Below are 23,646 nucleotides of genomic sequence, written 5' to 3'. Positions count from 1 at the left end.
AAGTATTGACGTGGAAGCCCTCACGTTATTACATCGAAACGAACTGAAACAGAGTGAACATCGATCACATACGTTCTGCCCGGCGAACCCGGGCGGGAGGGAACCGCATGCCTGCGGATGAGGTACTGACCATGGGGCGCCTCGGCGTCGACCTGTATCCCGAACAGATCGGCGTCTCGTTGCGCGAGGTGCGTACCTTCGCCAAGTTCCTCGGCGGCAGCGCGGCCAACGTCTCGGTCGCCGCCGCCCGTTACGGCCGCCACGCGACGCTGATCTCGCGTACCGGCGCCGACCCGTTCGGTGAGTTCCTGCACGACGCGCTGCGCGGCTTCGGGGTGGACGACCGCTTCGTCACGCCGGTGACCGCCTACCCGACCCCGGTCACGTTCTGCGAGATCTTCCCGCCGGACGACTTCCCGCTCTACTTCTACCGCTTCCCCAAGGCCCCCGACCTGGAGATCCACGAGCACGAGCTCGACCTGGGCGCGATCAAGGACGCCGGCATCTTCTGGGTCACCGGCACCGGGTTGTGCCAGGAGCCGTCGAGGAAAGCCACACTCGCCGCGCTCAAGCACCGCGACAAGGCCGGCATCACGGTCTTCGACCTCGACTACCGGCCGATGTTCTGGTCGAGCCGGGAAGAGGCGCGCAGCTGGTATCAGCAGGCCCTGCCGTACGCGACGGTCGCGGTCGGCAACCTCGACGAGGCGGACACCGCGGTCGGCGCGACCGAGCCCCGCGAAGCCGCGAAAGCGTTGCACGAGGCCGGTGTCGAGCTGGCCGTGATCAAGCAGGGCCCCGAGGGTGTTCTGGCATCACGGAACGGGGAGCAGGTCGAGGTTCCGCCCAACCCGGTGGACGTGGTCAACGGCCTGGGCGCCGGGGACGCGTTCGGCGGCGCCCTGTGCCACGGGCTGCTGAGCGGCTGGGACCTGGAGGAGCTGATGCGCTTCTGCAACGCCGCCGGCGCCATCGTCGCCTCCCGGCTGTCCTGCGCCGACGCCATGCCCACCGAGTCCGAGGTACGCGAGCTTCTGGAAGGAGCCACCCGTGCGTGACATCGCGGACCTCGTCGAGGCCCGGATCCAGCGCCCCCAGGCGATCGCCGCGGCCGCGGCCGCCCGGCGCCGCCCGGCGTCGTTCCTCGCCGGGCACGGCAAGATGATGATCATCGCCGCCGACCATCCGGCCCGCGGCGCGCTGCGGGCCGGCGCCGACCCCCTCGCGATGGCCAACCGGGCCGACCTGCTGGACCGGATCTGCACCGCGCTGGCCCGGCCCGGCGTCAACGGCGTGCTCGGCACCCCCGACATCCTCGAGGACCTGCTGCTGCTCGGCGTCCTGGACGACAAGGTGGTGATCGGCTCGATGAACCGCGGCGGGCTGGCCGGCACGGCCTTCGAGATCGACGACCGGTTCACCGCGTACGACGCCGGCAGCATCGCCGAGTCCGGCTTCGAGGGCGGCAAGATGCTGCTGCGGATCGACCCGGACGACGCCGGGACGGTGGCCACCCTGGAGTCGTGCGGACGCGCGGTCGGCGACCTGGCCGGCCGGGGCCTGATGGCCATGGTCGAGCCGTTCATCTCGCACCGGGTCGACGGGCGGGTCCGCAACGAGCTGACCGCCGAGGCGATGATCCGGGCGCAGACGGTGGCCGCGGGGCTGGGCCGGACGTCCGCGTACACCTGGTTGAAGGTCCCGGTCGTGCAGGACATGGAACGGGTGATGGCGGCGACCACGCTGCCGGCGCTCATCCTCGGCGGCGAGGTCGCGGCGGACGCCGACGCGGCGTACGCGCAGTGGAAGAAGGCTCTTGATCTGCCGACCGTGCAGGGGCTGGTGATCGGCCGGAGCCTGCTCTACCCGCAGGGCGGGGACGTCGCGGACGCGGTCGACCGGGCGGTGAGCCTGCTGTGAGCGAGGCGCGGGTCAACCCGGTCGTGCCGAAGGGCAGCACCGCGGGCAAGCCGTTCGAGCTGGTCATCACGCCGGAGACCGCGGGGTGGGGCTTCAGCGGGCTGCGGGTGCTCGACCTGCCGGTCGGCACGCGGGCCACGTTCCATACCGGCGACGAGGAGATGCTGGTCCTGCCGCTTGCCGGGGGCTGCGACGTGACCTGCGACGACGAGCGGGTCACGCTGACCGGGCGGCGGTCGGTGTTCAGCCGGGTGACCGACTTCGCGTACGTGCCGCGGGACGCCACCGTGACGGTGCGCGCGCCCAGCGGCGGCCGGTTCGCGCTGCCCTCGGCCAAGGCCGGGCGGCGGCTGCCGTTCCGCTACGGCGCGGCCGAGGACGTGCCGGTCGAGATGCGCGGCGCCGGGCATGCCAGCCGCCAGGTGAACAACTTCTGCACGCCGCGGACGTTCGAATGCGACCGGCTGATCGCCTGCGAGGTGCTCACGCCCGGCGGCAACTGGTCGTCGTACCCGCCGCACAAGCACGACGAGGCGGGCGACGGCGAGTCGTCGCTGGAGGAGATCTACTACTTCGAGGTGGCGGCGGCGCCGGCCGGGACGCCCGGTTCGGCCTACCAGCGGGTGTACGGCCATGTGGACCGCCCGATCGACGTGTGCGCCGAGGTGCGCTCCGGTGACGTCGTGCTGATCCCGTACGGGTGGCACGGGCCCTCCATGGCAGCGCCGGGCTACGACCTGTACTACCTCAATGTCATGGCCGGCCCGGGGGAGCGGGAGTGGCTGATCCGCGACGACCCGGCGCACGGCTGGGTGCGCGGGTTGTGGGCGGACCAGGAGCTGGATCCCCGCCTGCCGATGACCTCGACCGTGGAAGGGAGGCGTCAGTGAGACTCACCGTGGCCCAGGCCGTCGTGAAGTTCCTGGCCAACCAGTGGACCGAGCGCGACGGCGTGGAGCAGCGCACGATCGCCGGCTGTTTCGGCATCTTCGGCCACGGCAACGTGGCCGGCGTCGGCCAGGCGTTGCTGCAGGCTCAGCGCACCAGCCTGCGAACGGGTGGCAGTGACGATCTTCCTTATCATCTTGCCCGGAACGAGCAGGCCATGGTGCATGCCGCGGCCGGCTACGCCCGGATGAAGAACCGGCTGTCGACGATGGCGTGCACCGCGTCGATCGGGCCCGGCTCCACCAACATGCTCACCGGCGCCGCGCTCGCCACGGTCAACCGGCTGCCCGTCCTGCTGCTGCCCAGCGACGTGTTCGCCACCCGGGTGACCGCGCCGGTGCTCCAGGAGCTCGAGGACCCCCGCTCGTACGACGTGAGTGTCAACGACGCCTTCCGGCCGCTGTCGAAGTTCTTCGACCGGATCTGGCGGCCCGAGCAGCTGGCGTCCTCGCTGCTGGCCGCGATGCGGGTGCTGACCGACCCGGCGGAGACCGGCGCCGTCACGATCTGCCTGCCGCAGGACGTGCAGGCCGAGGCGCACGACTTCCCGGACGAGCTGTTCCGCAGGCGGGTCTGGCACGTGGCCCGCCCGGTCCCCGAGCCCGCGGCCCTGGCAAGAGCGGTCGAGGTCATCAGGAACGCGGAAAAGCCGCTGATCATCGTCGGCGGCGGCGTGATCTACAGCGAGGCGTCGGCGGAGCTGGATGCCTTCGCACGGGCCACGGGCATCCCGGTCGCGGACACGCACGCGGGCAAGGGCGCCGTCTCCTGGGATCATCCCAACGCCGTCGGCGGCGTCGGATCGACCGGCACCCCCGTGGCCAACAATCTGGCCCGCGAAGCCGACGTGATCATCGGCATCGGCACGCGCTACAGCGACTTCACCACGGCGTCCCGGACGCAGTTCCAGAATCCCGGCGTGACGTTCGTGAACATCAACGTGGCGGCGTTCGACGCGGCCAAGCAGTCCGCGGTGCCGGTGGTGGCGGACGCCCGCGAGGCACTGGCCGCCCTGAGCCTGGACCGGACCTGGGACCGGACCTACACCGGCGACGTCGCCGCCTGGCAGGAGACCGTCAGCGCGGCGTACGCGACAAGTCAGGGTGACCTGCCCTCCCAGGCCGAGGTGATCGGGGCCGTCAACGACGCCGCCGGGCAACGCGACGTCGTGGTCCAGGCGGCCGGCAGCATGCCCGGTGACCTGCAGCTGCTCTGGCGCGCCCGGGATCCGAAGCAGTACCACGTCGAGTACGGCTACTCGTGCATGGGCTTCGAGGTGGCCGGCGCGCTGGGCATCAAACTGGCCGACCCGGGCCGCGAGGTGTTCGCCCTGGTCGGCGACGGCTCCTACCTGATGATGGCGCAGGAGATCGTCACCGCGGTGTCGGACAACGTCAAGCTGATCATCGTGCTGGTGCAGAACCACGGCTTCGCGTCGATCGGCGCGCTGTCCGAGTCGCTCGGCTCGCAGCGGTTCGGCACCAGCTACCGCTACCGCGGCGAGCACGACGACTACGACGGCGGCAAGCTGCCGATCGACCTGGCCGCCAACGCGGAGAGCCTGGGCGCCCAGGTGATCCGGTGCCGCACGATCGCCGACCTGACCGAGGGCCTCCAGCGGGCCCGCGAGGCCGACCGGCTGACCGTCGTGCACATCGAGACCGATCCGCTGAGCACGGTGCCGTCCAGCGAGAGCTGGTGGGACGTGCCGGTCTCCGAGGTGTCGGAGCTGGACAGCACCCGGGCGGCGTACGCCGCGTACACCGAAGCCAAGCGCGACCAGCGCGACTATCTCTAGAAGGGCCGGACAAACCGTGGGAACCATCGAGCACTGGATCGGCGGCGCCGAGACGCCCGGCACGGGCACCCGGCGCGCGACCGTCTACAACCCGGCGACCGGCCGGGGTCAGCACGAGGTGGTGCTGGCCGAGCCCGCCGACGTGGACGCCGCGGTGGCCACCGCGAAGGCGGCCTTCGAGCAGTGGGGCGACTCGTCGCTGAGCAAGCGGTCGAAGATCCTGTTCGCCTTCCGCGAGCTGGTCAACGCCAACGTCAAGGAGCTCGCCGAGATCGTCTCGGACGAGCACGGCAAGGTGCTGTCGGACGCGGCCGGGGAGGTGCAGCGTGGCCTCGAGGTGATCGAGTTCGCGTGCGGCATCCCGCAGCTGCTCAAGGGCGACTACACCGACCAGGCCTCGTCCGGCGTGGACGTGTTCAGCTTCCGTGAGCCGCTGGGCGTGGTCGCCGGCATCACCCCGTTCAACTTCCCGGCCATGGTGCCGATGTGGATGCACCCGGTGGCGATCGCGTGCGGCAACACGTTCGTGCTCAAGCCCAGCGAGCGCGACCCGTCGGCGTCCAACTTCGTGGCGAAGCTGTGGCAGCGGGCGGGCCTGCCGGACGGTGTCTTCAACGTGGTGCACGGCGACAAGGCAGCTGTCGACGCGATCCTCGACCACCCGGACATCGCCGCGGTGTCGTTCGTCGGCTCGACGCCGATCGCCAGGTACATCCACACCCGGGGCACCGCGAACGGCAAGCGGGTGCAGGCCCTCGGCGGCGCCAAGAACCACGCGATCATCCTGCCGGACGCCGACCTCGAGTACGCCGCGGGCCACCTGTCCGCCGCCGCGTTCGGTTCGGCCGGCGAGCGGTGCATGGCGATCTCGGCCGCGGTGGCGGTCGGCGCGGCCGGTGACGCCCTGGTCGACCTGGTGAACCGCAAGGCGAACGAGGTGGTGGTCGGCAACGGCCGCGACCCGAAGGCGGAGATGGGCCCGGTGGTGACCGCGGCCGCCAAGGAGCGCATCGAGCACCTGATCGGCACCGGCGAGCAGCAGGGCGCGAAGGTCACGGTGGACGGGCGCGGGCTCAAGGTGCCCGGGTACGAGGACGGCTTCTTCGTCGGCCCGACGGTCATCGACCAGGTCGGCACCGACATGGACGTGTACACCGAGGAGATCTTCGGCCCGGTGCTGTCGGTGGTCCGCGCCGACAGCGTGGACGCGGCGATCGACCTGATCAACGCCAACCCGTACGGCAACGGCACCGCGATCTTCACCAGCAGCGGCGAGTCGGCCCGGCGGTTCCAGCGCGGGGTGAACGTCGGCATGATCGGCATCAACGTCCCGATCCCGGTGCCGATGGCCTACTACTCGTTCGGCGGCTGGAAGGACTCGCTCTTCGGCGACAAGCATGTGCACGGTCCCGAGGGCGTCTCGTTCTACACCCGTGCCAAGGTGGTCACCTCGCGCTGGCCGCAGGTCGAGGCGAGCCTGCACTTCCCGACGGCCTCGTGATGCGGCACCTGCGTCTGGGAAGCTGTCCCGACTCGTGGGGCGTCTGGTTCGCCGACGACCCGCGCCAGACGCCGTGGGAAAGGTTCCTCGACGAGTTGTCCGGCGCCGGCTACCACTGGCTGGAGCTAGGCCCCTACGGTTACCTGCCCACCGATCCTTCGATGCTGGCGGACGAGCTCGCGCGGCGCGACCTGACCTGCGCGGGCGGCACCGTGGCCGGTGTCGGAGGCCCGCACAAGGACTTCGGCGCCGTGCTGGCCGAGACCCGCAAGGTCGCCTCGTTGACGGCGGCGCTCGGGGCGAAGAACCTGATCTTCGTGCCGGTGCCCGGCTACCGCGACGACGTGACCGGCGCCTACCACGAGGCGGCCGAGCTCGACGCCGGCGCGTGGAAGTCGCTGACCGCGAACAGCAACACGCTCGGGAAGATGCTGGCCGAGGAGTACGGCCTGGCGCTGCGGTTCCACCCGCACGCCGACTACCACGTCGAGACCCAGGCGCAGACCGAGCGCTTCCTGGAGGACACCGATCCGGCGTTCGTCTCGCTGTGCCTGGACACCGGCCACCTCGCCTACCGGCAGGCCGACGTCCCGGCGATCATCCGCGGATATCCGGAGCGGATCGGCTACGTACACATCAAGCAGATGGACCCGGCGATCGCCGCCCGCGCCAAGGCCGACGACCTGCCGTTCGGGCAGGCCGTCGCGCAGGGCGCGAGCGTCGAGCCGCCGGCCGGGCTGCCGGACGTGCCGAGCGTGCTCGAGGCGCTGAGCGAGCTCGACGCCGAACTGTTCGTGGTGGTCGAGCAGGACATGTACCCGGTCGACTTCGACCTGCCCCTGCCGATCGCCACCCGGACCCGCACCTACCTGAACTCCGCCGGGCTGCACTCGCGGCCCGCGCGGGAGCGATAGTCACCACCGAAAGGGAAGCCCCCATGAGAATGATCCGTCCCCTCGCGGTTGCCGCGGTGGTGGCCCTCGCGGTCGCCGGCTGCAGCAGCGGCGGCCGTGAGAAGACCGACGACTCCACCACGTCCGGTGGCAACGCCGCGGGCAGCTCCGGCTACACGATCGCCTTCATCACGCACGAGACGCCCGGCGACACGTTCTGGGACAAGGTGAAGAACGGCGCGCAGCAGGCCGCCAAGGACACCGGTGTCACGTTGAAGTACTCCAACGACCCGGACGCCACCAAGCAGGCGCAGCTGATCCAGAGCGCGGTGGACTCCAAGGTGAGCGGCATCGCCACCACCCTGGTGACCCCGGACGCCCTGGCCGGCGCGGTCAAGGCCGCGACCGACGCGAAGATCCCGCTGGTCGGCTTCAACTCCGGCATCGACCAGTACAAGCAGCTCGGCGCGCTGATGTACTTCGGCTCGGACGAGTCGCTGGCCGGTGAGTCCGCCGGTCAGCGGATCACCCAGGCCGGTGGCAAGAAGCCGCTGTGCGTCATCCAGCAGGCCGGCTCGGTCGCGCTGGAGGCCCGCTGCGCCGGCGTGAAGAAGTCCGCCCCGGCGACCGAGAACGTCCAGGTCAACGGGGCCGACGACGCGGCGGTCACGTCGACGCTGCAGGCGAAGCTGGCGCAGGACAAGTCGATCGACTACATCGTGACGCTGGGCGCCCCGCAGGCGGTGGACGCGCTCAAGGCCATCGAGCAGGCCGGCAGCAAGGCCAAGGTCGTCACGTTCGACCTCAACCAGCAGGTCGCCCAGGACATCAGCGACAAGAAGATCGAGTTCTCCATCGACCAGCAGCCCTACGTGCAGGGCTACATGGCGGTCACCTCGCTCTACCTGAACCTGAAGAACGGCAACGACATCGGCGGCGGCAAGCCCGTGCTGACCGGCCCGTCCTTCGTGGACTCGGCCAACATCGCCGCCATCCTGCCCTTCACCAAGAACAACACCCGCTAGTCACTTTGACGCCCGGCCGGCCTGGTGAGGGCCCGGCCGGGCGGATCGGAGTTCAGCCATGAGCCAATCCGTCCAGGCGGCTCCGGCGACCGTCCCCTCGGAGCCGTCCAACCGCGTCAAACTCGGCATGTCGAACCGGATCCTGGCCCGCCCCGAGGTGGGCGCGCTGGTCGCGGCGATCATCATCTTCATCTTCTTCATGGCCGCCGCTCCCGCGTTCCGGTCGGCCGAGTCGTTCTTCACCGTGCTCTACCAGGCCTCCACGATCGGCATCGTCGCGGTCGCCGTCGGCCTGCTGATGATCGGCGGCGAGTTCGACCTGTCGGCCGGCGTCATCGTCACGACCGCGGGCCTGGTGAACTCGATGTTCTGCTGGTACCTCGGCGTCAACCTGTGGATCGGTGCGATCCTCTCGCTCGCCTTCTGCCTGGCCATCGGATTCCTCAACGGCTACCTGGTGATGCGGACCGGCATTCCCAGCTTCCTGATCACCCTCGGCACGTTCTTCGTGTTGCAGGGTGCCAACCTCGGCGTCACCAAACTGGTCACCAACCAGGTGTCGTCCACCGACATCTCGCAGATCGACGGGTTCGACTCGCTCGCCAACGTCTTCGCCTTCACCATCAAGGTGGGCGGCGTGACGGTCTGGGGAACGGTCATCTACTGGCTGATCTTCGTCGCGCTGGCCGCCTGGATCCTCACCCGGACCCGTACCGGCAACTGGATCTACGCCGTCGGTGGCGCGCCGGACAGCGCCCGCGCGGTCGGTGTGCCGCTGTTCAAGACCAAGATCGGCCTGTTCATGTCGGTCTCGTTCCTGGGCTGGTTCGTCGGCATGCACATCCTCTACCGCTTCAACACGCTGCAGGCCGGCAACGGCGTGGGCAACGAGTTCCTCTACATCATCGCCGCGGTCGTCGGCGGCACCCTGCTCACCGGCGGCTTCGGCAACGCGTGGGGCGTCGCGATCGGCGCGTTCATCTTCGGCATGACCAGCCTCGGCATCGTCTACGCCGGATGGGATCCGAACTGGTTCAAGGCCTTCCTCGGCGTCATGCTGCTGCTCGCCGTGCTGGTCAACCTCTATGTCAAACGGCTCTCGACGACGACCCGGAAGGCGGACTGAGATGACCGACACCCTGGCGGATCACGCCGACAGTCAGCTGATCAAGGGGCAGACCCTGATCGAGATGGTCGACGTCGGCAAGTCGTACGGCGCGATCCGGGCCCTGCGCGGCATCTCCATGAAGGTCAACGCGGGCGAGGTCACCTGCGTCCTCGGTGACAACGGCGCCGGCAAGTCCACTCTCATCAAGATCATGTCCGGCCTGCACCCGCACAACGACGGCCGCCTGCTGGTCGACGGGAAGGAGGCCTCCTTCTCGTCCCCGCGCGAGGCCCTGGACCACGGCATCGCGACCGTGTACCAGGACCTCGCCGTGGTTCCGCTGATGGAGGTGTGGCGCAACTTCTTCCTCGGCTCCGAGCTGCGCGTGGGCAACTACCCGCTGGCCAGGCTCAAGGTCAAGGAGATGAGGGCGATCGCCGACGAGGAACTCCGCAAGATGGGCATCGTCGTCAAGGACATCAACCAGCCGATCGGCACGCTCTCCGGCGGCCAGCGGCAGTGCGTCGCGATCGCCCGCGCCGTCTACTTCGGCGCCCGGGTGCTCATCCTCGACGAGCCCACCGCCGCGCTCGGCGTCAAGCAGTCCGGCGTGGTGCTCAAGTACGTCGCCGCCGCCCGCGACGCCGGCCTCGGCGTCGTCTTCATCACCCACAACCCGCACCACGCCTACCTGGTCGGGGACCACTTCGTGATCCTGAAGCTGGGCAGCACGGCGCTCGACGGCACTCGCGACGAGGTCACGCTCGACCAGCTGACCGCGCAGATGGCGGGCGGCGACGAACTGGCCGAACTGTCCCACGAGTTGAAGAGGTGACCATGCTCCACGTCGGCGTCATCGGCACCGGCATGATCGGCCAGGACCACATCCGGCGGATGACCCAGGTCCTCGCCGGGGTCGAGGTCACCGCGGTCACCGACGTCGACGCCGCGGTTTCCCGAAGAGTCGGCGATCTGGCCGGGGCAACCGTTCACGCCACCGGCGAGGAGCTCATCGCCGACCCGTCCGTCGACGCGGTCGTCGTCTGCTCGTGGGGACCGACTCACGAGCAGTACGTGCTGGCCGCGATCGCCGCGGGCAAGCCGGTCTTCTGCGAGAAGCCGCTGGCCACCACGGCCGAGGCGTGCCTGCGGATCGTCGAGGCGGAGGCCGCGCACGGCAGCCGCCTGGTCCAGGTCGGCTACATGCGCCGGTACGACAGCGCGTACCGGGAGCTGAAGAAGATCCTGGACGCCGGCGACATCGGCCTGCCGCTGATGATGCACTGCGCCCACCGCAACGCCTCGGTGCCGTCGCACTACGAGAAGGAGATGGCGATCACCGACACCGCGGTGCACGAGATCGACATGGTGCGCTGGATGTTCGGCACCGAGATCAAGGCCGCCCGTGTCCTCGTACCCAGAAAGAACCGCAACGGGGGCGACCTGCAGGACCCGCTGTTCCTCATCCTCGAGACGGCGAACGAGGTGCTGGTCGACGTGGAGATCTCGGTCAACATCCGGTACGGCTACGACATCCGCGGCGAGATCGTCGGCGAGCACGGCACCGCATCCCTCGGCTCGCTGTCCCCGGTGACCGTCCGGACGTCGCTGCGCGCGGCCGACCCGGTGCCGGCCGACTGGCGCGAGCGCTTCCTGGCCGCGTACGACGTGGAGTTCCAGGAGTGGATCGACGCGATCTCGCGGACCGGCACGCCCGCCGGCCCGAGCTCCTGGGACGGGTACGCGGCCGCGGTGGTCTCCGACGCGGCCGTGGCGGCGCTGCAGTCCGGGTCGCGTGTCGAGGTCTCCCTGGCCGAACAGCCGAAACTCCATGGAGCCTCGGCATGAGGATCGCCCTCGACCCCTACATGCTGCGCAAGGTCCCGCTGCTGGAGCTGCCGCGCAAGGTGGCCGACCTCGGCTACCGGCACATCGAGCTGAGCCCCCGCGACGACTTCCTGCCGTTCTTCCTGCACCCGCGGGTGGACAGCGCGACGGTCGCCGCCTTCCGCAAGGCTCTCGCCGGCGCGGAGGTCGAGGTGGCGTCGGTGCTGCCGCTCTACAAGTGGTCAGGCCCCGACGAGGACGAGCGGCAGGCGGCGGTCCGCTACTGGAAGCGGGCCATCGAGATCACCGTCGACCTCGGCGTGAACGTGATGAACTCCGAGTTCAACGGCCGTCCCGAGCAGGCGGCCGCGAGCGAGGCCCAGTTCTGGCGGTCGATGGAGGAGCTGCTGCCGATCTTCGAACGCGAGGGCGTACGCCTGGTCCTGGAGCCGCACCCCGACGACTTCCTCGAGGACGGCATCGGGGGCGTCAACCTGGTCCGGGGCATCGACAGCGACCTGGTCACGTTCCTCTACTGCGCACCGCACACGTTCCATCAGGGCGGCAACATGGCCGAGATCATGCGCCACGCCGGCCCGCTGCTCACCCAGGTGCACATCGCCGACAGCTTCGACTTCCGCGGCTCGTCCGGCCTGCGCTACATCGTCAATCCGCCCGGCTCGGCCGCCCGCGTCCACCAGCACCTGGACATCGGCCAGGGCGAGGTCGACTGGGATCTCTTCTTCGGCACCCTGAAGGAGGTCGGCTTCGACGGCATCGCGACCGTCTGCGTCTTCGCCTGGGAGGAACGCGCCGACGACAGCGCCCGCGCCAACCTCTCCAAGATCAACCAATACCTTTAGGCGTACGCGCACAGCACGGTCCCGCCATCTCGGCGACCTTATCGGTGGTCAGGCTCCGGTGCCGCCCGCGCCGGGCTTGGCTGCCGTCCCGGCGTGCATACTCCTCCATTGTGTCCACTTCCGTGCCGCCCTCGCCCGAGCCCTCCGACACTGTTCCGCATGATCCCGGCGCGTCGCTCGCGCCGAGGCCCGCCGCGCCCGGCAAGAGCGGGATCAGCGTCGGTGGCATCGTCCTGGTCGTGGTGAGCATCCTGGCCTTGTGCGGCTTCGGCGGCGTCGCGGTGTCCAGCATGATCGTCTCCGCGAAAGAGCCGCAGCAGGCGCCGCAGGGGATGGTCGACGCGCTGTGCGCGCAGCCCGGCAGCGACGCGGAGTTCGACGACCTCTGCCCCTCGATCGAGCCCGCCGGCCCGGTGGCGCAGACCGACGGCGGTGCGCCGGTCGACCTGCCCCGCGAGACCCTGTCGACCGACACCGAGCTCGCCGCCGCCTACCTCGACCGCTACCAGCGCCTCCTGACCTCCGAGAAGCCCGGCATCCGGGTGGGGGAGATCCACCTGGGCGGCCGGGCGTCGCAGGGCATCATCGCCCTCAACGACAAGGTCCACGAGTGCGACGCCCTGACCGACGTCGAGATCCGTCCCGGCAAGACCAGCATGATCGAGTCGAACGAGACTCACTCCCTGCTGGCGGTGCGGGTCGTCGAGGTGGCGCCGGCCTGCGTCACCGGCACGAAGGCGGCCCCCGGCGCTCTGGTGCAGGGGACCACGGACCTCGAGCTCGACTTCGTGCCCGTCGGGAGAGCCGACGGGCGGAGTGTGTGGCTGCTGACCGAGATGCACGCCAGACCGGTGAGGCCGGACCCGCTGCGTTCGGCCTCACCGGGAAAGCAGGGCGACGCGGTGGTCCGCACCGACGCCAGGACGCTGTTCTCGCCCGCCGCAAGCTGACGCTTACCCCACCGGTCAGCGGCCGGCGAGCTCGACGCCGCGGCAGACCTGGGGATCAGCCGGCCGGGGCGGGGATCGGCTTGCCCAGCATGGTGCACACCGCGGCGTTGACCAGGGCCTGATTGGCCGCCCGGGGCGCAGGTGAGGCCAGCCCGAAGATCGTCGCGGTCAGCACCGAGACCGTGCGCCTGCCGGCGGCGTCGGTGTAGTTCTCGCTGGAGTAGCCGGGCACCTGGCCGTTGTGGCCCCAGACGGTGCCGCACGGGGTGACCACCTGCTCCAGGCCGAGCCCGTACCGGCGGTCCGGGAACTCGGCCTCCTCGGCGACGGTGGTGCGCATCTCCGTCAGCAGGGCGGCCGGCAGGAACTTGCCGGACAGCAGCGCGCTGTCGAAGCGGGCCCAGTCCCGCGCGGTGGAGACCATGCCACCGGCGGCCCACTCGGTGCTGGTGTTGATCCGGGTGGTGTCGACGTACCCGGCAGGCCGTGCCGGGCCGGCGAACGCGGTCCCGGCGGGCACGCCCGGGGGCAGCAGCGGGCCGATGTGGGCGGCGTCCGGTTCGTAGCCGTGAGCGAGGGTGCCACCGGCTCGGGCGCCCAGGTGGGTGTCCTTCAGGCGCAGCGGCCGGGCGATCCGTTCCTGGATCAGGTCGCCCAGGGTGTGCCCGGTCGCCTTCTCGGCGACCAGGCCGAGCGCGACGTAGTTGGTGTTGCTGTAGGAGTAGCCCGCGCCGGGCGCGAACATCGGGTCGTGCCGGACGCCGGCGGCGATCAGCTGCCGGGGCGTCCAGGTCCGGGTGTCCTGGCCGGTGAACGCCTGGAGCACCTCGGGGTCGAAGGTGTAGTTGAACAGGCCGCTGGTGTGGTTGAGCAGCATCCGTACGGTGATCGCGTTCCCGTTCGGGATGAGGCCGGGCAGCCACTTCCCGACCGGGTCGGTCAGCCGGAGCCGGTGCTCGGCGACCAGTTGCAGGATGACGGTGGCGACCATCGTCTTGGTGTTGGAGCCCATCCGGAACCGGTCACTCGCCGCGAGGGTGTGGTCGGCCCGGGTCCACGGCGCCTGCCGCGCGATCTCGATCGGCTGCCCGCGGCCGTCGTCGACCCGGACGATCACCCCGGGCGCTCCGGCGTCCACGACCTGCTGGGCAAGGGAGGCCAGCGGGGCCGGGGCGGCGGTTTCGGAGGCGGACGCCGTCCCGCAGGCGGTCAGAGCCAGGGCCAACAGAAGGGCCAGGGGTTTTGCGGTCATGAGGTTCTCCTGGTCGGGTGGTCGCCGGTCGATCGACCGGCGAGACCCAGCTTGGCGAGCCCGAGGACCGAAGCCATTGCGGCTGGACCCCACGGAGGGTGTAGCCAGCCCTACCGCGCCGGCCCGGGCCGAGGAGTCATCATCAACGGATGAACACGCTCGCCCTGCGGATCAGCCTGCTGGGCTGGTCGCTGGTGCTGACGCTCGGCACGGTGCTGGGTTTAGCGCTGGCGACGCTCTGGTTCGCCTCGGCGTCGGTGGTCCTCGGCGCCGGCATCCCGCTGACCTTCCTCGCGACGGCGCTGGTCCGCTGGTTCGCCGATCTGCACCGGCAGTGGGCCGCCGACCGCCTCGGCGCACCGGTGGCCCGGCCTTATCTGCCGAGGCCGGACGCCGGGTGGCCGACCCGGCTGTGGACGATCCTGCGCGATCCGGCGACCTGGCGGGACTGGGCCTGGCTGCTGGTCAACTCGATCGCCGGCTGGCTGACCAGCGGGCTGTCGCTGCTGCTGTTCCTCGGCGGGTTCTTCTACCTGCTCTATCCGCTGGTCTACCAGCTGACGCCGCCGCAGGCGTTCCGCACCCCGCTGGGGGAGGGTTTCCGGCTGCACAGCGTCACGCAGTCGTTCGCTCTGGTCCCGCTCGGCCCGGTGCTGCTCCTTCTCTGGTACGCCACGGCGGTGCGGCTGGCGAACCTCAACGCCCGGGTGATCCGCGCCCTGCTCGGCCCGACCGAGCAGGCGCGGCTGCGGGCCCGGGTCGAGCAGCTGGCGGCCTCGCGGGCCGACACGGTCGACAGTCAGGCCGGCGAGTTGCGCCGGATCGAACGCGACCTGCACGACGGCGCGCAGGCCCGCCTGGTGTCGCTGGGCATGAGCCTGGGCCTGGCCGAACAGCTGCTGCACGACGATCCGCACGCCGTCCAGCGGTTGCTGGTGGAGGCGCGCGAGTCGACCGCCGGCGCCCTGACCGAACTGCGCGACCTGGTCCGCGGCATCCACCCACCGGTCCTGGCGGATCGCGGCCTGGACGGCGCCCTGCAAGCCCTGGCACTGGTCAACCCGATCCCCACCGCGGTGGTGGCCCGCCTGCCCGGACGTCTGCCCGCGCCGGTCGAGTCGGCGGCCTACTTCGCGGTCTCCGAGGCCCTGTCGAACGCCATCAAACACGCTGAGGCCCGGCACATCCGGATCACGGTGGAGTTCGCGGCCCCGGGGCTGCTGGCGATGACGGTGGCCGACGACGGCCGGGGAGGCGCCTCGATCGACGCCGGCACCGGCCTGCGCGGCATCGCCCGCCGCCTGGCCGCGTTCGACGGCACCCTCGACGTCGACAGCCCGCCGGGCGGGCCCACCGAGATAAGGATGTCGCTGCCGTGCGCGTCGTCGTAGCCGAGGACCTCACCCTGCTCCGCGAGGGCCTGATCAGGATCTTCCGGGCCAACGGCTGCGAGGTCGTGGAGGCCGTCGACGACGGGCCGGCCCTGCTGCGGGCCCTGACGACGCACCGCCCGGACGTCGCCGTCGTCGACGTACGGTTGCCGCCGACCTTCACCGACGAGGGCCTGCGCGCCGCGATCGAGGCCCGCCGCGCGATTCCCGGGCTGCCCGTCGTGGTCCTCTCGCAGTACGTGGAGCAGCTCTACGCCAGGGAGCTGATGTCGGACCGTGCCGGGGCGGTCGGCTACCTGCTGAAGGACCGGGTGATGGATGTCGGCCAGTTCGTCACCAACGTCCGCCAGGTCGCCGCCGGCAGCACAGTCATGGACCCCGAGGTGGTCAGCGCCCTGCTGAACCGCCGCGCCGCCGACCCGAAGCTCCGGGAGCTGAGCCCGCGCGAGCACGAGGTCCTGGCGCTGATGGCCCAGGGCCGCTCCAACGCCGCGATCGCCGCCCGGATGTTCGTCACCGAGCGGACCGTCAGCAAGCACAGCAACAACATCTTCACCAAGCTCGGCCTCCGGCAGTCCGAGGACGACAACCGCCGCATCCTGGCCGTCCTCGCCTATCTGCAGGGCTGAGCCGCCAAGGTCAAGACCTTTCTCCGGTACGCGCACAGCACGGTCCCGCCCCCTCGGCGACCCTGGTCGGTGGCCGGGCTCCATTGCCGCCCGTTCCGGGCTTGGCTGCCACTCGTTCCAGTGTGGATAATGGCCGACCGTGCCTGATCCCGCTCCCGGCGACCACCCACCCGCCGCGCCCGACCCCGCCCCTGCCGCGCCCGACCCCACCAGCCCCGCCGCGCCCGGCCCCGTTTCTGCCGCGCCCGGCCCCACCAGCCCTGCCGCGCCCGGCTCGAGCCCCGCCGCGCCGGAGCCCACTCCGGCCGCCCATCAGCCTCGTCCCGCCGCGCCCGAGCCCAGCCCTCAGCCGGCGGCCGGTTACCCACCGCTTCCGCCGGGGTTCCCGCCTCCGCCCGGCTATGCGCACGCACCCGGCTACCCGCCTTCGCCGGGCTACCCCCCTCCGCCCGGATTCCCGCCCCCGCCGGGCTATGCGCATGCTCCCGGCTATCCGCCCCCGCCCGGATTCCCGCCTCCGCCGGGTTATCCGCCCGGCTATCCCGCCCCGCCCGGCTACCCGACCGGATTCGCCCCGCCTCCCGCGCCGCCGCGGAAGAAGAAGGCCGACGTAGCCGTCATCACGGTCGTGGTCATCGCGGTGCTGTTCGTCTGCGGTCTCGGCGTGGCGACCATGTCCAGCGTGGTGTCCAAGTCGATGCGGTCCGGCACCACCCCGGACGTCCGGTGGACCGAGATCTGCGCGGACCCGCAGAATCCCGAACCCTTCTGTGCGGGCGCGACCGACCCCGCGGAGGAGCCCGAGCCCGAGCCGGTGAACGAGGACGGCTACGAGACCGCCCTGCCGACCGCGGGACATCCGGCCCGCCCCGAGCTGGCCTATGCCTACGTCGACCGCTACCAGCGCCTGATCTCCTCCACGGCGGAGCCCGCGGCGATGCGCCGGCGGGTGGCCGACCTGCACAAGGGCGGCTTCGGCTCGGACAGGCTGATCGCGCTCCGGTCGAAGGTGCGGGAGTGCGACGCGGTGTCGGACGGCGGAAGCTGGGGTGTCGACCTGCGTCCGGCCGATACGCGGGTGGTGAGCTCGGGCAAGGGCAGCGTGAAGATCAAGATGCGGCTCGTGGAACGCGTGCCCGTGTGTGTCACCGGCGCGCGGGCGGGCACGGCCGAGCAGACGCAGGGCACCACCGACCTGGAGCTGAGCTTCGTCACCGGCAAGGCGTCCGACGGCCGGGCGGTGTGGCTGCTGTCCAAGCTGCGCGCCACCCCGGTGCGCCCGGACCCGCTCAGCAAGGCCGTGCCGGGCTCGCTCGGCGACGACGTCGCCCGCACCGACCGCACCACGATCTTCACGGCCGTCGCGTCCTGACCCGGTGACGGTGGCGTTCACAACGAGAACGAACGTTCTTACCCCGGGAAAGAACGTTCGTTCTCGTTGTGAAGCGGGTCAGCGGTTGGCCCGTTCCACGCCACGGCGGACCAGGGTGCGGATGCCCGGCAGGGTCATCGCGCGCAGGGCGAGGTCGCCCAGCCGGACGTGGAACTCGCTGGGCGGGGCGAACTGGCGCATCCCGCGGCGGGCCATCGCCTGCCGCTTGACCGTCTCGGGGCGCAGGCCGGCCTCCCAGGCGGCAAGCGCCTCCGGCACCGTGGAGTGGTCCTTCAGCGCCGCACCGAGCCGGTCCGCGCCGGTCATGGCCAGCCCGGCGCCATGTCCGGCGAACAGGGTCACGCACCAGGCGGCGTCACCGATCAGGACCACCCTCCCGTCGCTCCACCGCGGCATGACCACCTGGCTCACGGCGTCGAAGTAGACGTCCTCCGGCTCGGTGCTCAGGGCACCGGCCGGCCCGCCGCCGAGATCTCCGAACGCCGCCCGCAGCGCCGGCAGCGGACCGCGGGCGAGCTCGGCCGACGGGTCGCCGGTGCGGTAGGCGAAGAACGCCGAGGTGCGGTGCGGCCCGAAATTCATCACACCCGCGGTACGCCCGGCGCCGATGAAGGTGACCGACGACCTCTCGGGAACGCCGATGACCGGTGGTGTCAGCGGGAAGGCGCCCACCGCGTAGGGCAGGTCGACCCGGTGTCCGTCGCCGAACAGGGCCGCCCGGGTCGCCGAGTGCAGACCGTCCGCGCCGACGAGCAGGTCCACCTCCTCGGTCGTGCCGTCGCTGAGCTGCGCGCGTACCCGGGAAGGGTCTTGATCCACCGCGGTCGTGGTGACGCCGAAGCGGACGTCGGCGACCTCCCGGACCGCCTCGTGCAGGACGGTCTCGAGGTCGCCGCGGAAGACGGTGAGCGCGCGGGGTCCGACCGTCGCCTCGGCCACCGCGGACGGCACGGTGAACTTCGGCCGCCCGTCGGCCCGGACCAGCACCGTGGTGATCAGGCCCAGGTCGTGCCGGCGGAGCGCGGGCAGCAGGCCGAGACGGTCGGCGGCGTCGCAGCCGAGCCCGATCAGGTTCACCACGTAGCCGCCGGTGCGCAGGGCGGGCGCGCGTTCCAGGACGGTCGCGTGCCACCCGTCCCGGGTCAGCCGCAACGCGGTGGCCAGCCCGGCGATGCCCGCCCCGACGATCAGCGCACGTTTCATGGAAACTCCCCGGAGACGAGTATGAGCAGTTGCTCAAACTAGTATGAACACGTGCTCAAACCTGGGGCAACCCCTAGACTCCCGGTCATGCCCCGCGGTGTCGTCATCCCTGAGCTCAGGCAGCAGTTCTTCGCCGCCCTGGAACGGCTGATCGCCACCGGCGGACCGAGCGGGCTGACCGGCCGCGCCGTGACCCGCGACGCCGGCGTCGCCACCGGCCTGCTGTACACGCATTTCCGCACCTGGGACGGCTTCCTGGCGGGCTACGCGGTCGACCGTTCGTTCCAGATCGCCGCCGGCGTCGCGGGCCTCGCCGAGCAGGCCGGCAGCGCGACCGTGGCGGCCAACCTCGCCGAGGCCGTCCGCGCCACGCCACTGGACCGGATCGTCGCGCTGACCCGGCTGCTCGTTTTCCGCCCCGACCTGACGGCCGAGGTCGAGAGGGTGCTCGGCCCGGGCGCCGCCGGGCTGACCGCGGTCGAGCAGGCCGTCGCGCGGTACCTGGCGGCCGAGCAGGAGATCGGCCGCGTACCGGCCGGCGCCGACCCGGAGGCGCTGGCGCTGGCGCTGACCGGCACGCTGCAACGCCTGGCCCTGGCCGGGGAACCCGACGAGGCGGTGCTGAATCGGACCGGCCAGGTCATCGACCACGTCCTCAGTGGTGTCTCCTGAAGCGGCGTTCATCCGCCGTTCACCTGAACCTGGCACGTGATGCATCGGCGTTCCCTAACGTCGCGCCATGACCGAACGACCCCGCCTGCTGCCGCTGCTCGGCCCCGCCGGACATGCCGGCCGAGACGCGATGACCTGTCTCTACCGATGTGGCAACGCTTGTGAACACCCGATACCCAACGTCTCGTCGAACCCCTCCCTCGGCGAGGTGGTCTCCCGGCGCGGTCTGCTGGCGGGAACGGCCGCCGCCGCCGGAGGCGCGCTCGTCCTGAGCAGCGCCGTCGCCGCGGAGCCCGCCGCGGCCGCCGTGGACCCGCGGGCCATGATGCCGCTGAAGCCGGGCCGGCCGGCCGGGGCGCTCACCTTCAAGCCGATCCCGCCGAACAAGCTCGACACGCTGGTCGTGCCGAACGGCTACGACTCGGCCGTCGTCATGCGCTGGGGCGACCCGGTCGTGCCGGGCGCGCCCGGGCTGGACGTGGACCGGCTGACCCCGGCGCGGCAGTCGAAGCAGTTCGGCTACAACAACGACTTCGTCGGGGTGCTGCCGATCGGCAACGGTGGCCGCCGCGCGCTGCTCGTGGTGAACCACGAATACACCAACGAGGAGCTGATGTTCCCGGGCTTCACCTCGCTGGACGCGATGACCGTGGAGCAGATCGAGGTGGCGATGGCCGCGCACGGGCTCTCCGTCGTCGAGATCGAGCGGGTGGGCGACACCGGGCAGTGGCGCAGGGCCGAGCGGGGGAGCCTGCCGTACAACAGGCGGATCACGGCGCTGGCGACGCGGTTCGACCTGACCGGACCGGCGGCCGGGTCGGCGCCGCTGCGGACCGCGGCCGACCCGCGCGGGCGTACGGTGATCGGCACTTTGAACAACTGTTCCGGCGGCGTCACGCCGTGGGGCACGGTGCTCTCCGGCGAGGAGAACTTCAACCAGTACTTCGTCGGCGGTGACGGCGTGCCCGAGGCGCTGAAGCCGTCGCTGGCCCGCTACGGCGTCTCGACGACCGCGCGGTACCCGTCCGGTTCGCGCAAGTGGGAGCGGGCGCAGGAGCGGTTCGACCTGGCCAGGCACCCGAACGAGGCGAACCGCTTCGGCTGGATCGTCGAGGTGGACCCGTTCGAGCCCCTCGCGAAGCCGCGCAAGCACACCGCGCTCGGCCGTCTCAAGCACGAGGGCGCCAACGTGATCGTGGCCGGGTCGGGCCACGTGGTCGCCTACATGGGCGACGACGAGCGCTTCGACTACCTGTACAAGTTCGTCAGCGCGAAGCGTTACCGGTCCGGCGACCGCCGGCACAACCTCACGCTGCTGGAGTCGGGCACTCTCTACGTTGCCAAGCTGACGGGCGACAGCCCGGCCGCGGAGATCGACGGCACCGGCAAGCTTCCGTCCGACGGCGCGTTCGACGGCACCGGCCAGTGGATCAAGCTGGTGTCCGGGGAGCAGTCGTTCGTTCCCGACATGACGGCGGCCGAGGTGCTGACCTTCACCCGCCTGGCCGGCGACGCCGTCGGGGCGACCAAGATGGACCGCCCCGAGGACGTCCAGCCGAGCCTGCGCACCGGCAAGATCTACGCGGCGATGACCAACAACACCAACCGGGGTGTCGGCACGAACCCCGGCGTGGACGAGGCCAACCCGCGGAACAACAACAAGCACGGCCACATCTTCGAGATCACCGAGGACGGGGGCGACCACACCGGGACGACGTTCACCTGGGCGCTGCCGATCGTGTGCGGTGACCCGGCGGACCCGTCGACGTACTTCGCCGGGTTCGACAAGACCAAGGTGTCGCCGATCTCCTGCCCCGACAACGTGGCGTTCGACTCCGCGGGCAACCTCTGGATCTCGACCGACGGCAACGCGCTGGGCAGCAACGACGGCCTGTTCGCGACGCCGATCGAGGGGGCCGGCAAGGGGCACCTGCGGCAGTTCCTGACCGTCCCGCTGGGCGCCGAGACGTGCGGGCCGTTCGTGACCGGGGACGACCGTTCGGTTTTCGTGGCGGTGCAGCACCCGGGCGAGATCACCGGCGCCAGCCAGGCGAACCCGGCCTCCACCTGGCCGGACGGCGACTTCGCCAAGCCGGCCGTGGTGGTCACCTGGCGCCCGGACGGCGGCCCGGCCGGTAGCTGACACGAATGGATGGTGGCCGGGAGGTTTCGGAAGAGTGAATGGGGCATTAACGTCCAGTCCATGGCTGATCGACGGCTCCTCCCACTGCTCGGCTCTCCCGGCCGCGACCCGATGACGTGCCTCTACCGGTGCGGCAACGCTTGCGATCACCCCGCACCCAACGAATCGGACAACCCGTACCTCGGCGATGTGGTCTCCCGGCGCGGCCTGCTGCGTGCGAGCGCGGCCGGCGCGATCGTGCTCGGCGCCGGAGTGACCGGCGCCGGAGTGAGCGTCGCCGAAGCGTCACCCGCCGAGGCAGCCGTCGAACCAGCGGCCACGGCCGCACCGGGAGCCCTCACCTTCAAGGCGATCCCGCCGAACGAGATCGACACCGTGATCGTGCCCAACGGCTACGACAACGAGGTGGTGATCCGCTGGGGTGACCCGCTCTTCCCCGGCGCCCCCGGTCTCGACGTCGACAACCAGACCGCGGACCGGCAGCTCAGGCAGTTCGGCTACAACAACGACTTCCTCGCCGTGTTCCCGCTCGACAAGAACCGGGCGCTGCTCGTGTCCAACCACGAATACACCAACGAGGAGCTGATGTTCCCCGGCTTCACCTCGCAGGAGGCGCTCAGCGTCGAGCACGTGCGGGTGGCGATGGCCGCGCACGGCATGTCGGTGGTGGAACTCGAGCGGGTCGGCCGTACCGGTCAATGGCGTGCCGTGACCAGCGGCCGCCGCCGGTACAACCGCCGCTACACCATGCTCGAGACACCGTTCCGCTTCGACGGTCCGGCGGCCGGGTCGCCGCTGCTGCGCACGGCCGCCGACCCGCGCGGCATCAGCGCGATCGGCACCCTCAACAACTGCTCGGGCGGCCTCACGCCGTGGGGCACCGCGCTGTCCGGCGAGGAGAACTTCAACCAGTACTTCGTCGGCGGCGACGCGGTCCCGGCGGCGCTGAAGCCGACCATGGCCCGCTACGGGATCAACACCACCGCCCGCTACCCGAGCGGCTCCCGGCGCTGGGAACGCGCGCAGGAACGGTTCGACCTGGCCAAGCACCCGCACGAGGCGCACCGCTTCGGCTGGATCGTCGAGATCGACCCGCACGAGCCGCACTCCACCCCGCGCAAGCACACCGCGATGGGCCGCTTCAAGCACGAGGGCGCCAACGTCATCGTGGCCCGGTCCGGTCACGTGGCCGCCTACATGGGCGACGACGAGCGCTTCGACTACCTGTACAAGTTCGTCAGCGCCAAGCGGTACCGCCCCGGCGACCGCGCGCACAACAAGACCCTGCTGGAGTCGGGCACCCTCTACGTCGCCAAGGTGACCGGCGACAGCCCGCCCGCCGAGATCGACGGCTCCGGCCGGCTGCCGTCCGACGGCCTCTTCGACGGGACCGGCCGGTGGATCAAGCTGGTGTCCGGTGACCGGTCGTTCGTCCCGAACATGACGGCGGCCGAGGTGCTGATCTTCGCCCGGCTGGCCGGCGACGCCGTCGGGGCGACCAAGATGGACCGCCCCGAGGACGTCCAGCCCAACCCGCACAACGGCCGGATCTACGCGGCCATGACCAACAACAGCAACCGCGGCGTCGGCAGCAACCCCGGCGTCGACGAGGCCAACCCGCGCCGGGAGAACAAGCACGGCCAGATCTTCGAGATCACCGAGGACGGCGGCGACCACACCGCCGAGACGTTCACCTGGGCGCTGCCGATCGTCTGCGGCGACCCCGCCGACCCGTCCAGCTACTTCGCCGGGTACGACAAGTCGAAGGTGTCGCCGATCTCCTGCCCCGACAACGTGGCGTTCGACTCCACCGGCAACCTCTGGATCTCCACCGACGGCAACGCCCTGGGCAGCAACGACGGCCTGTTCGCCACCCCGCTGGAAGGCCCCGAACGCGGCCACCTGAAGCAGTTCCTGACCGTCCCGCCGGGCGCCGAGACGTGCGGGCCGTTCCTGACCGCCGACGATCGCTCGGTCTTCGTCGCCGTCCAGCACCCCGGCGAGATCACCGGCGCGACCCAGGACAACCCCGCGTCCACCTGGCCGGACGGCGACTTCGCCAAGCCGTCCGTGGTGGTCACCTGGCGCTCGGACGGCGGCGTCATCGGCACCTGACCTTGACCTGATCCG

General features: G+C 70.9%; 20 protein-coding genes. 18 read left to right on the top strand and 2 right to left on the bottom strand.

Annotation, left to right across the window (positions count from 1 at the left end; genetic code table 11):
• The first annotated feature begins 107 nt into the window (after nucleotides 1–107).
• From iolC to QSK31_RS12315, 12 genes are all read left to right on the top strand, one after another.
• Nucleotides 108–1,058 (top strand): 5-dehydro-2-deoxygluconokinase, encoded by a 951-nt coding sequence (gene iolC, locus QSK31_RS12370; RefSeq protein ID WP_285683653.1) that lies wholly within the window; start codon nucleotides 108–110, stop codon nucleotides 1,056–1,058.
• A complete protein-coding gene (locus tag QSK31_RS12365; RefSeq protein WP_285683652.1) occupies nucleotides 1,051–1,920 on the top strand; it encodes a Cgl0159 family (beta/alpha)8-fold protein in 870 nt (289 codons plus the stop codon). The genes iolC and QSK31_RS12365 overlap by 8 nt, the downstream gene beginning before the upstream one ends.
• The gene (gene iolB, locus QSK31_RS12360) at nucleotides 1,917–2,810 is read left to right on the top strand and encodes a 5-deoxy-glucuronate isomerase (RefSeq protein ID WP_285683651.1); all 894 of its coding nucleotides are present in this window, start codon (nucleotides 1,917–1,919) and stop codon (nucleotides 2,808–2,810) included. Before QSK31_RS12365 ends, iolB begins: the two co-directional genes overlap by 4 nt.
• Nucleotides 2,807–4,666 (top strand): 3D-(3,5/4)-trihydroxycyclohexane-1,2-dione acylhydrolase (decyclizing), encoded by a 1,860-nt coding sequence (iolD, locus tag QSK31_RS12355; protein ID WP_285683650.1) that lies wholly within the window; start codon nucleotides 2,807–2,809, stop codon nucleotides 4,664–4,666. Before iolB ends, iolD begins: the two co-directional genes overlap by 4 nt.
• A gap of 16 nt (nucleotides 4,667–4,682) precedes the next feature.
• The gene (locus tag QSK31_RS12350; protein ID WP_285683649.1) at nucleotides 4,683–6,167 is read left to right on the top strand and encodes a CoA-acylating methylmalonate-semialdehyde dehydrogenase; all 1,485 of its coding nucleotides are present in this window, start codon (nucleotides 4,683–4,685) and stop codon (nucleotides 6,165–6,167) included.
• Entirely contained in the window at nucleotides 6,167–7,081 is a 915-nt protein-coding gene (locus QSK31_RS12345) for a TIM barrel protein (RefSeq protein WP_285683648.1), read from the top strand. Before QSK31_RS12350 ends, QSK31_RS12345 begins: the two co-directional genes overlap by 1 nt.
• Nucleotides 7,082–7,104: 23 nt before the next feature.
• Nucleotides 7,105–8,085: a sugar ABC transporter substrate-binding protein gene (locus QSK31_RS12340; RefSeq protein ID WP_285683647.1), complete on the top strand. Its 981-nt coding sequence runs from the start codon at nucleotides 7,105–7,107 to the stop codon at nucleotides 8,083–8,085.
• 58 nt (nucleotides 8,086–8,143) lie between these two features.
• Nucleotides 8,144–9,211, top strand: a complete 1,068-nt coding sequence (locus QSK31_RS12335) for an ABC transporter permease (RefSeq protein ID WP_285683646.1) — start codon at nucleotides 8,144–8,146, stop codon at nucleotides 9,209–9,211.
• A 1-nt stretch (nucleotide 9,212) separates the two neighbouring features.
• Nucleotides 9,213–10,028 (top strand): ATP-binding cassette domain-containing protein, encoded by an 816-nt coding sequence (locus QSK31_RS12330; protein WP_285683645.1) that lies wholly within the window; start codon nucleotides 9,213–9,215, stop codon nucleotides 10,026–10,028.
• Between the two features lie 2 nt (nucleotides 10,029–10,030).
• Nucleotides 10,031–11,041, top strand: coding sequence for a Gfo/Idh/MocA family protein (locus QSK31_RS12325; RefSeq protein WP_285683644.1), 1,011 nt, complete (start codon nucleotides 10,031–10,033; stop codon nucleotides 11,039–11,041).
• The gene (locus QSK31_RS12320) at nucleotides 11,038–11,883 is read left to right on the top strand and encodes a sugar phosphate isomerase/epimerase family protein (protein ID WP_285683643.1); all 846 of its coding nucleotides are present in this window, start codon (nucleotides 11,038–11,040) and stop codon (nucleotides 11,881–11,883) included. The genes QSK31_RS12325 and QSK31_RS12320 overlap by 4 nt, the downstream gene beginning before the upstream one ends.
• Before the next feature lie 110 nt (nucleotides 11,884–11,993).
• Entirely contained in the window at nucleotides 11,994–12,833 is an 840-nt protein-coding gene (locus tag QSK31_RS12315; RefSeq protein ID WP_285683642.1) for a hypothetical protein, read from the top strand.
• Between the two features lie 55 nt (nucleotides 12,834–12,888).
• Here the strand turns inward: QSK31_RS12315 and QSK31_RS12310 are convergent, their stop codons facing one another.
• A complete protein-coding gene (locus QSK31_RS12310; protein WP_285683641.1) occupies nucleotides 12,889–14,085 on the bottom strand; it encodes a serine hydrolase domain-containing protein in 1,197 nt (398 codons plus the stop codon).
• Between the two features lie 149 nt (nucleotides 14,086–14,234).
• Between QSK31_RS12310 and QSK31_RS12305 the strand changes: the two genes are divergently transcribed.
• The 3 genes from QSK31_RS12305 (at nucleotide 14,235) to QSK31_RS12295 (ending at nucleotide 17,477) form a co-directional block, all read left to right on the top strand.
• Nucleotides 14,235–15,476, top strand: coding sequence for a sensor histidine kinase (locus QSK31_RS12305; protein ID WP_285683640.1), 1,242 nt, complete (start codon nucleotides 14,235–14,237; stop codon nucleotides 15,474–15,476).
• Complete coding sequence (locus QSK31_RS12300) at nucleotides 15,461–16,105, top strand: response regulator transcription factor (RefSeq protein WP_285683639.1); 645 nt, start codon at nucleotides 15,461–15,463, stop codon at nucleotides 16,103–16,105. Before QSK31_RS12305 ends, QSK31_RS12300 begins: the two co-directional genes overlap by 16 nt.
• 139 nt (nucleotides 16,106–16,244) lie before the next feature.
• Nucleotides 16,245–17,477: a hypothetical protein gene (locus QSK31_RS12295; RefSeq protein WP_285683638.1), complete on the top strand. Its 1,233-nt coding sequence runs from the start codon at nucleotides 16,245–16,247 to the stop codon at nucleotides 17,475–17,477.
• Nucleotides 17,478–17,555: 78 nt separating this feature from the next.
• Here QSK31_RS12295 and QSK31_RS12290 read toward each other — a convergent pair whose 3' ends face one another.
• The gene (locus QSK31_RS12290) at nucleotides 17,556–18,701 is read right to left on the bottom strand and encodes an FAD-dependent oxidoreductase (RefSeq protein WP_285683637.1); all 1,146 of its coding nucleotides are present in this window, start codon (nucleotides 18,699–18,701) and stop codon (nucleotides 17,556–17,558) included.
• 87 nt (nucleotides 18,702–18,788) lie between these two features.
• Here QSK31_RS12290 and QSK31_RS12285 point away from each other — a divergent pair, with 87 nt between their 5' ends.
• The 3 genes from QSK31_RS12285 (at nucleotide 18,789) to QSK31_RS12275 (ending at nucleotide 23,631) form a co-directional block, all read left to right on the top strand.
• On the top strand, nucleotides 18,789–19,373 hold the full coding sequence (locus tag QSK31_RS12285; RefSeq protein ID WP_285683636.1) for a TetR/AcrR family transcriptional regulator: 585 nt from the start codon (nucleotides 18,789–18,791) through the stop codon (nucleotides 19,371–19,373).
• A 67-nt stretch (nucleotides 19,374–19,440) separates the two neighbouring features.
• Nucleotides 19,441–21,516: a PhoX family protein gene (locus tag QSK31_RS12280; RefSeq protein ID WP_285683635.1), complete on the top strand. Its 2,076-nt coding sequence runs from the start codon at nucleotides 19,441–19,443 to the stop codon at nucleotides 21,514–21,516.
• Between the two features lie 60 nt (nucleotides 21,517–21,576).
• Nucleotides 21,577–23,631, top strand: a complete 2,055-nt coding sequence (locus QSK31_RS12275) for a PhoX family protein (protein WP_285683634.1) — start codon at nucleotides 21,577–21,579, stop codon at nucleotides 23,629–23,631.
• Nucleotides 23,632–23,646: the final 15 nt, after the last annotated feature.

Origin of the sequence: Actinoplanes sp. NBRC 103695, assembly GCF_030269485.1 — a bacterium.
Lineage (GTDB): Bacteria > Actinomycetota > Actinomycetes > Mycobacteriales > Micromonosporaceae > Actinoplanes.
Note: the sequence above shows the minus strand (reverse complement) of the source record. Positions and strands in the feature narration are given on the sequence as shown.

Coding starts and splice junctions, on each gene's coding strand:
- iolC (WP_285683653.1), top strand. CDS start 108: ATGCCTGCGGATGAGGTACTGACCATGGGGCGCCTCGGCGTCGACCTG.
- QSK31_RS12345 (WP_285683648.1), top strand. CDS start 6,167: ATGCGGCACCTGCGTCTGGGAAGCTGTCCCGACTCGTGGGGCGTCTGG.
- QSK31_RS12340 (WP_285683647.1), top strand. CDS start 7,105: ATGAGAATGATCCGTCCCCTCGCGGTTGCCGCGGTGGTGGCCCTCGCG.
- QSK31_RS12335 (WP_285683646.1), top strand. CDS start 8,144: ATGAGCCAATCCGTCCAGGCGGCTCCGGCGACCGTCCCCTCGGAGCCG.
- QSK31_RS12330 (WP_285683645.1), top strand. CDS start 9,213: ATGACCGACACCCTGGCGGATCACGCCGACAGTCAGCTGATCAAGGGG.
- QSK31_RS12325 (WP_285683644.1), top strand. CDS start 10,031: ATGCTCCACGTCGGCGTCATCGGCACCGGCATGATCGGCCAGGACCAC.
- QSK31_RS12320 (WP_285683643.1), top strand. CDS start 11,038: ATGAGGATCGCCCTCGACCCCTACATGCTGCGCAAGGTCCCGCTGCTG.
- QSK31_RS12310 (WP_285683641.1), bottom strand. CDS start 14,085: ATGACCGCAAAACCCCTGGCCCTTCTGTTGGCCCTGGCTCTGACCGCC.
- QSK31_RS12305 (WP_285683640.1), top strand. CDS start 14,235: ATGAACACGCTCGCCCTGCGGATCAGCCTGCTGGGCTGGTCGCTGGTG.
- QSK31_RS12290 (WP_285683637.1), bottom strand. CDS start 18,701: ATGAAACGTGCGCTGATCGTCGGGGCGGGCATCGCCGGGCTGGCCACC.
- QSK31_RS12285 (WP_285683636.1), top strand. CDS start 18,789: ATGCCCCGCGGTGTCGTCATCCCTGAGCTCAGGCAGCAGTTCTTCGCC.
- QSK31_RS12280 (WP_285683635.1), top strand. CDS start 19,441: ATGACCGAACGACCCCGCCTGCTGCCGCTGCTCGGCCCCGCCGGACAT.
- QSK31_RS12275 (WP_285683634.1), top strand. CDS start 21,577: ATGGCTGATCGACGGCTCCTCCCACTGCTCGGCTCTCCCGGCCGCGAC.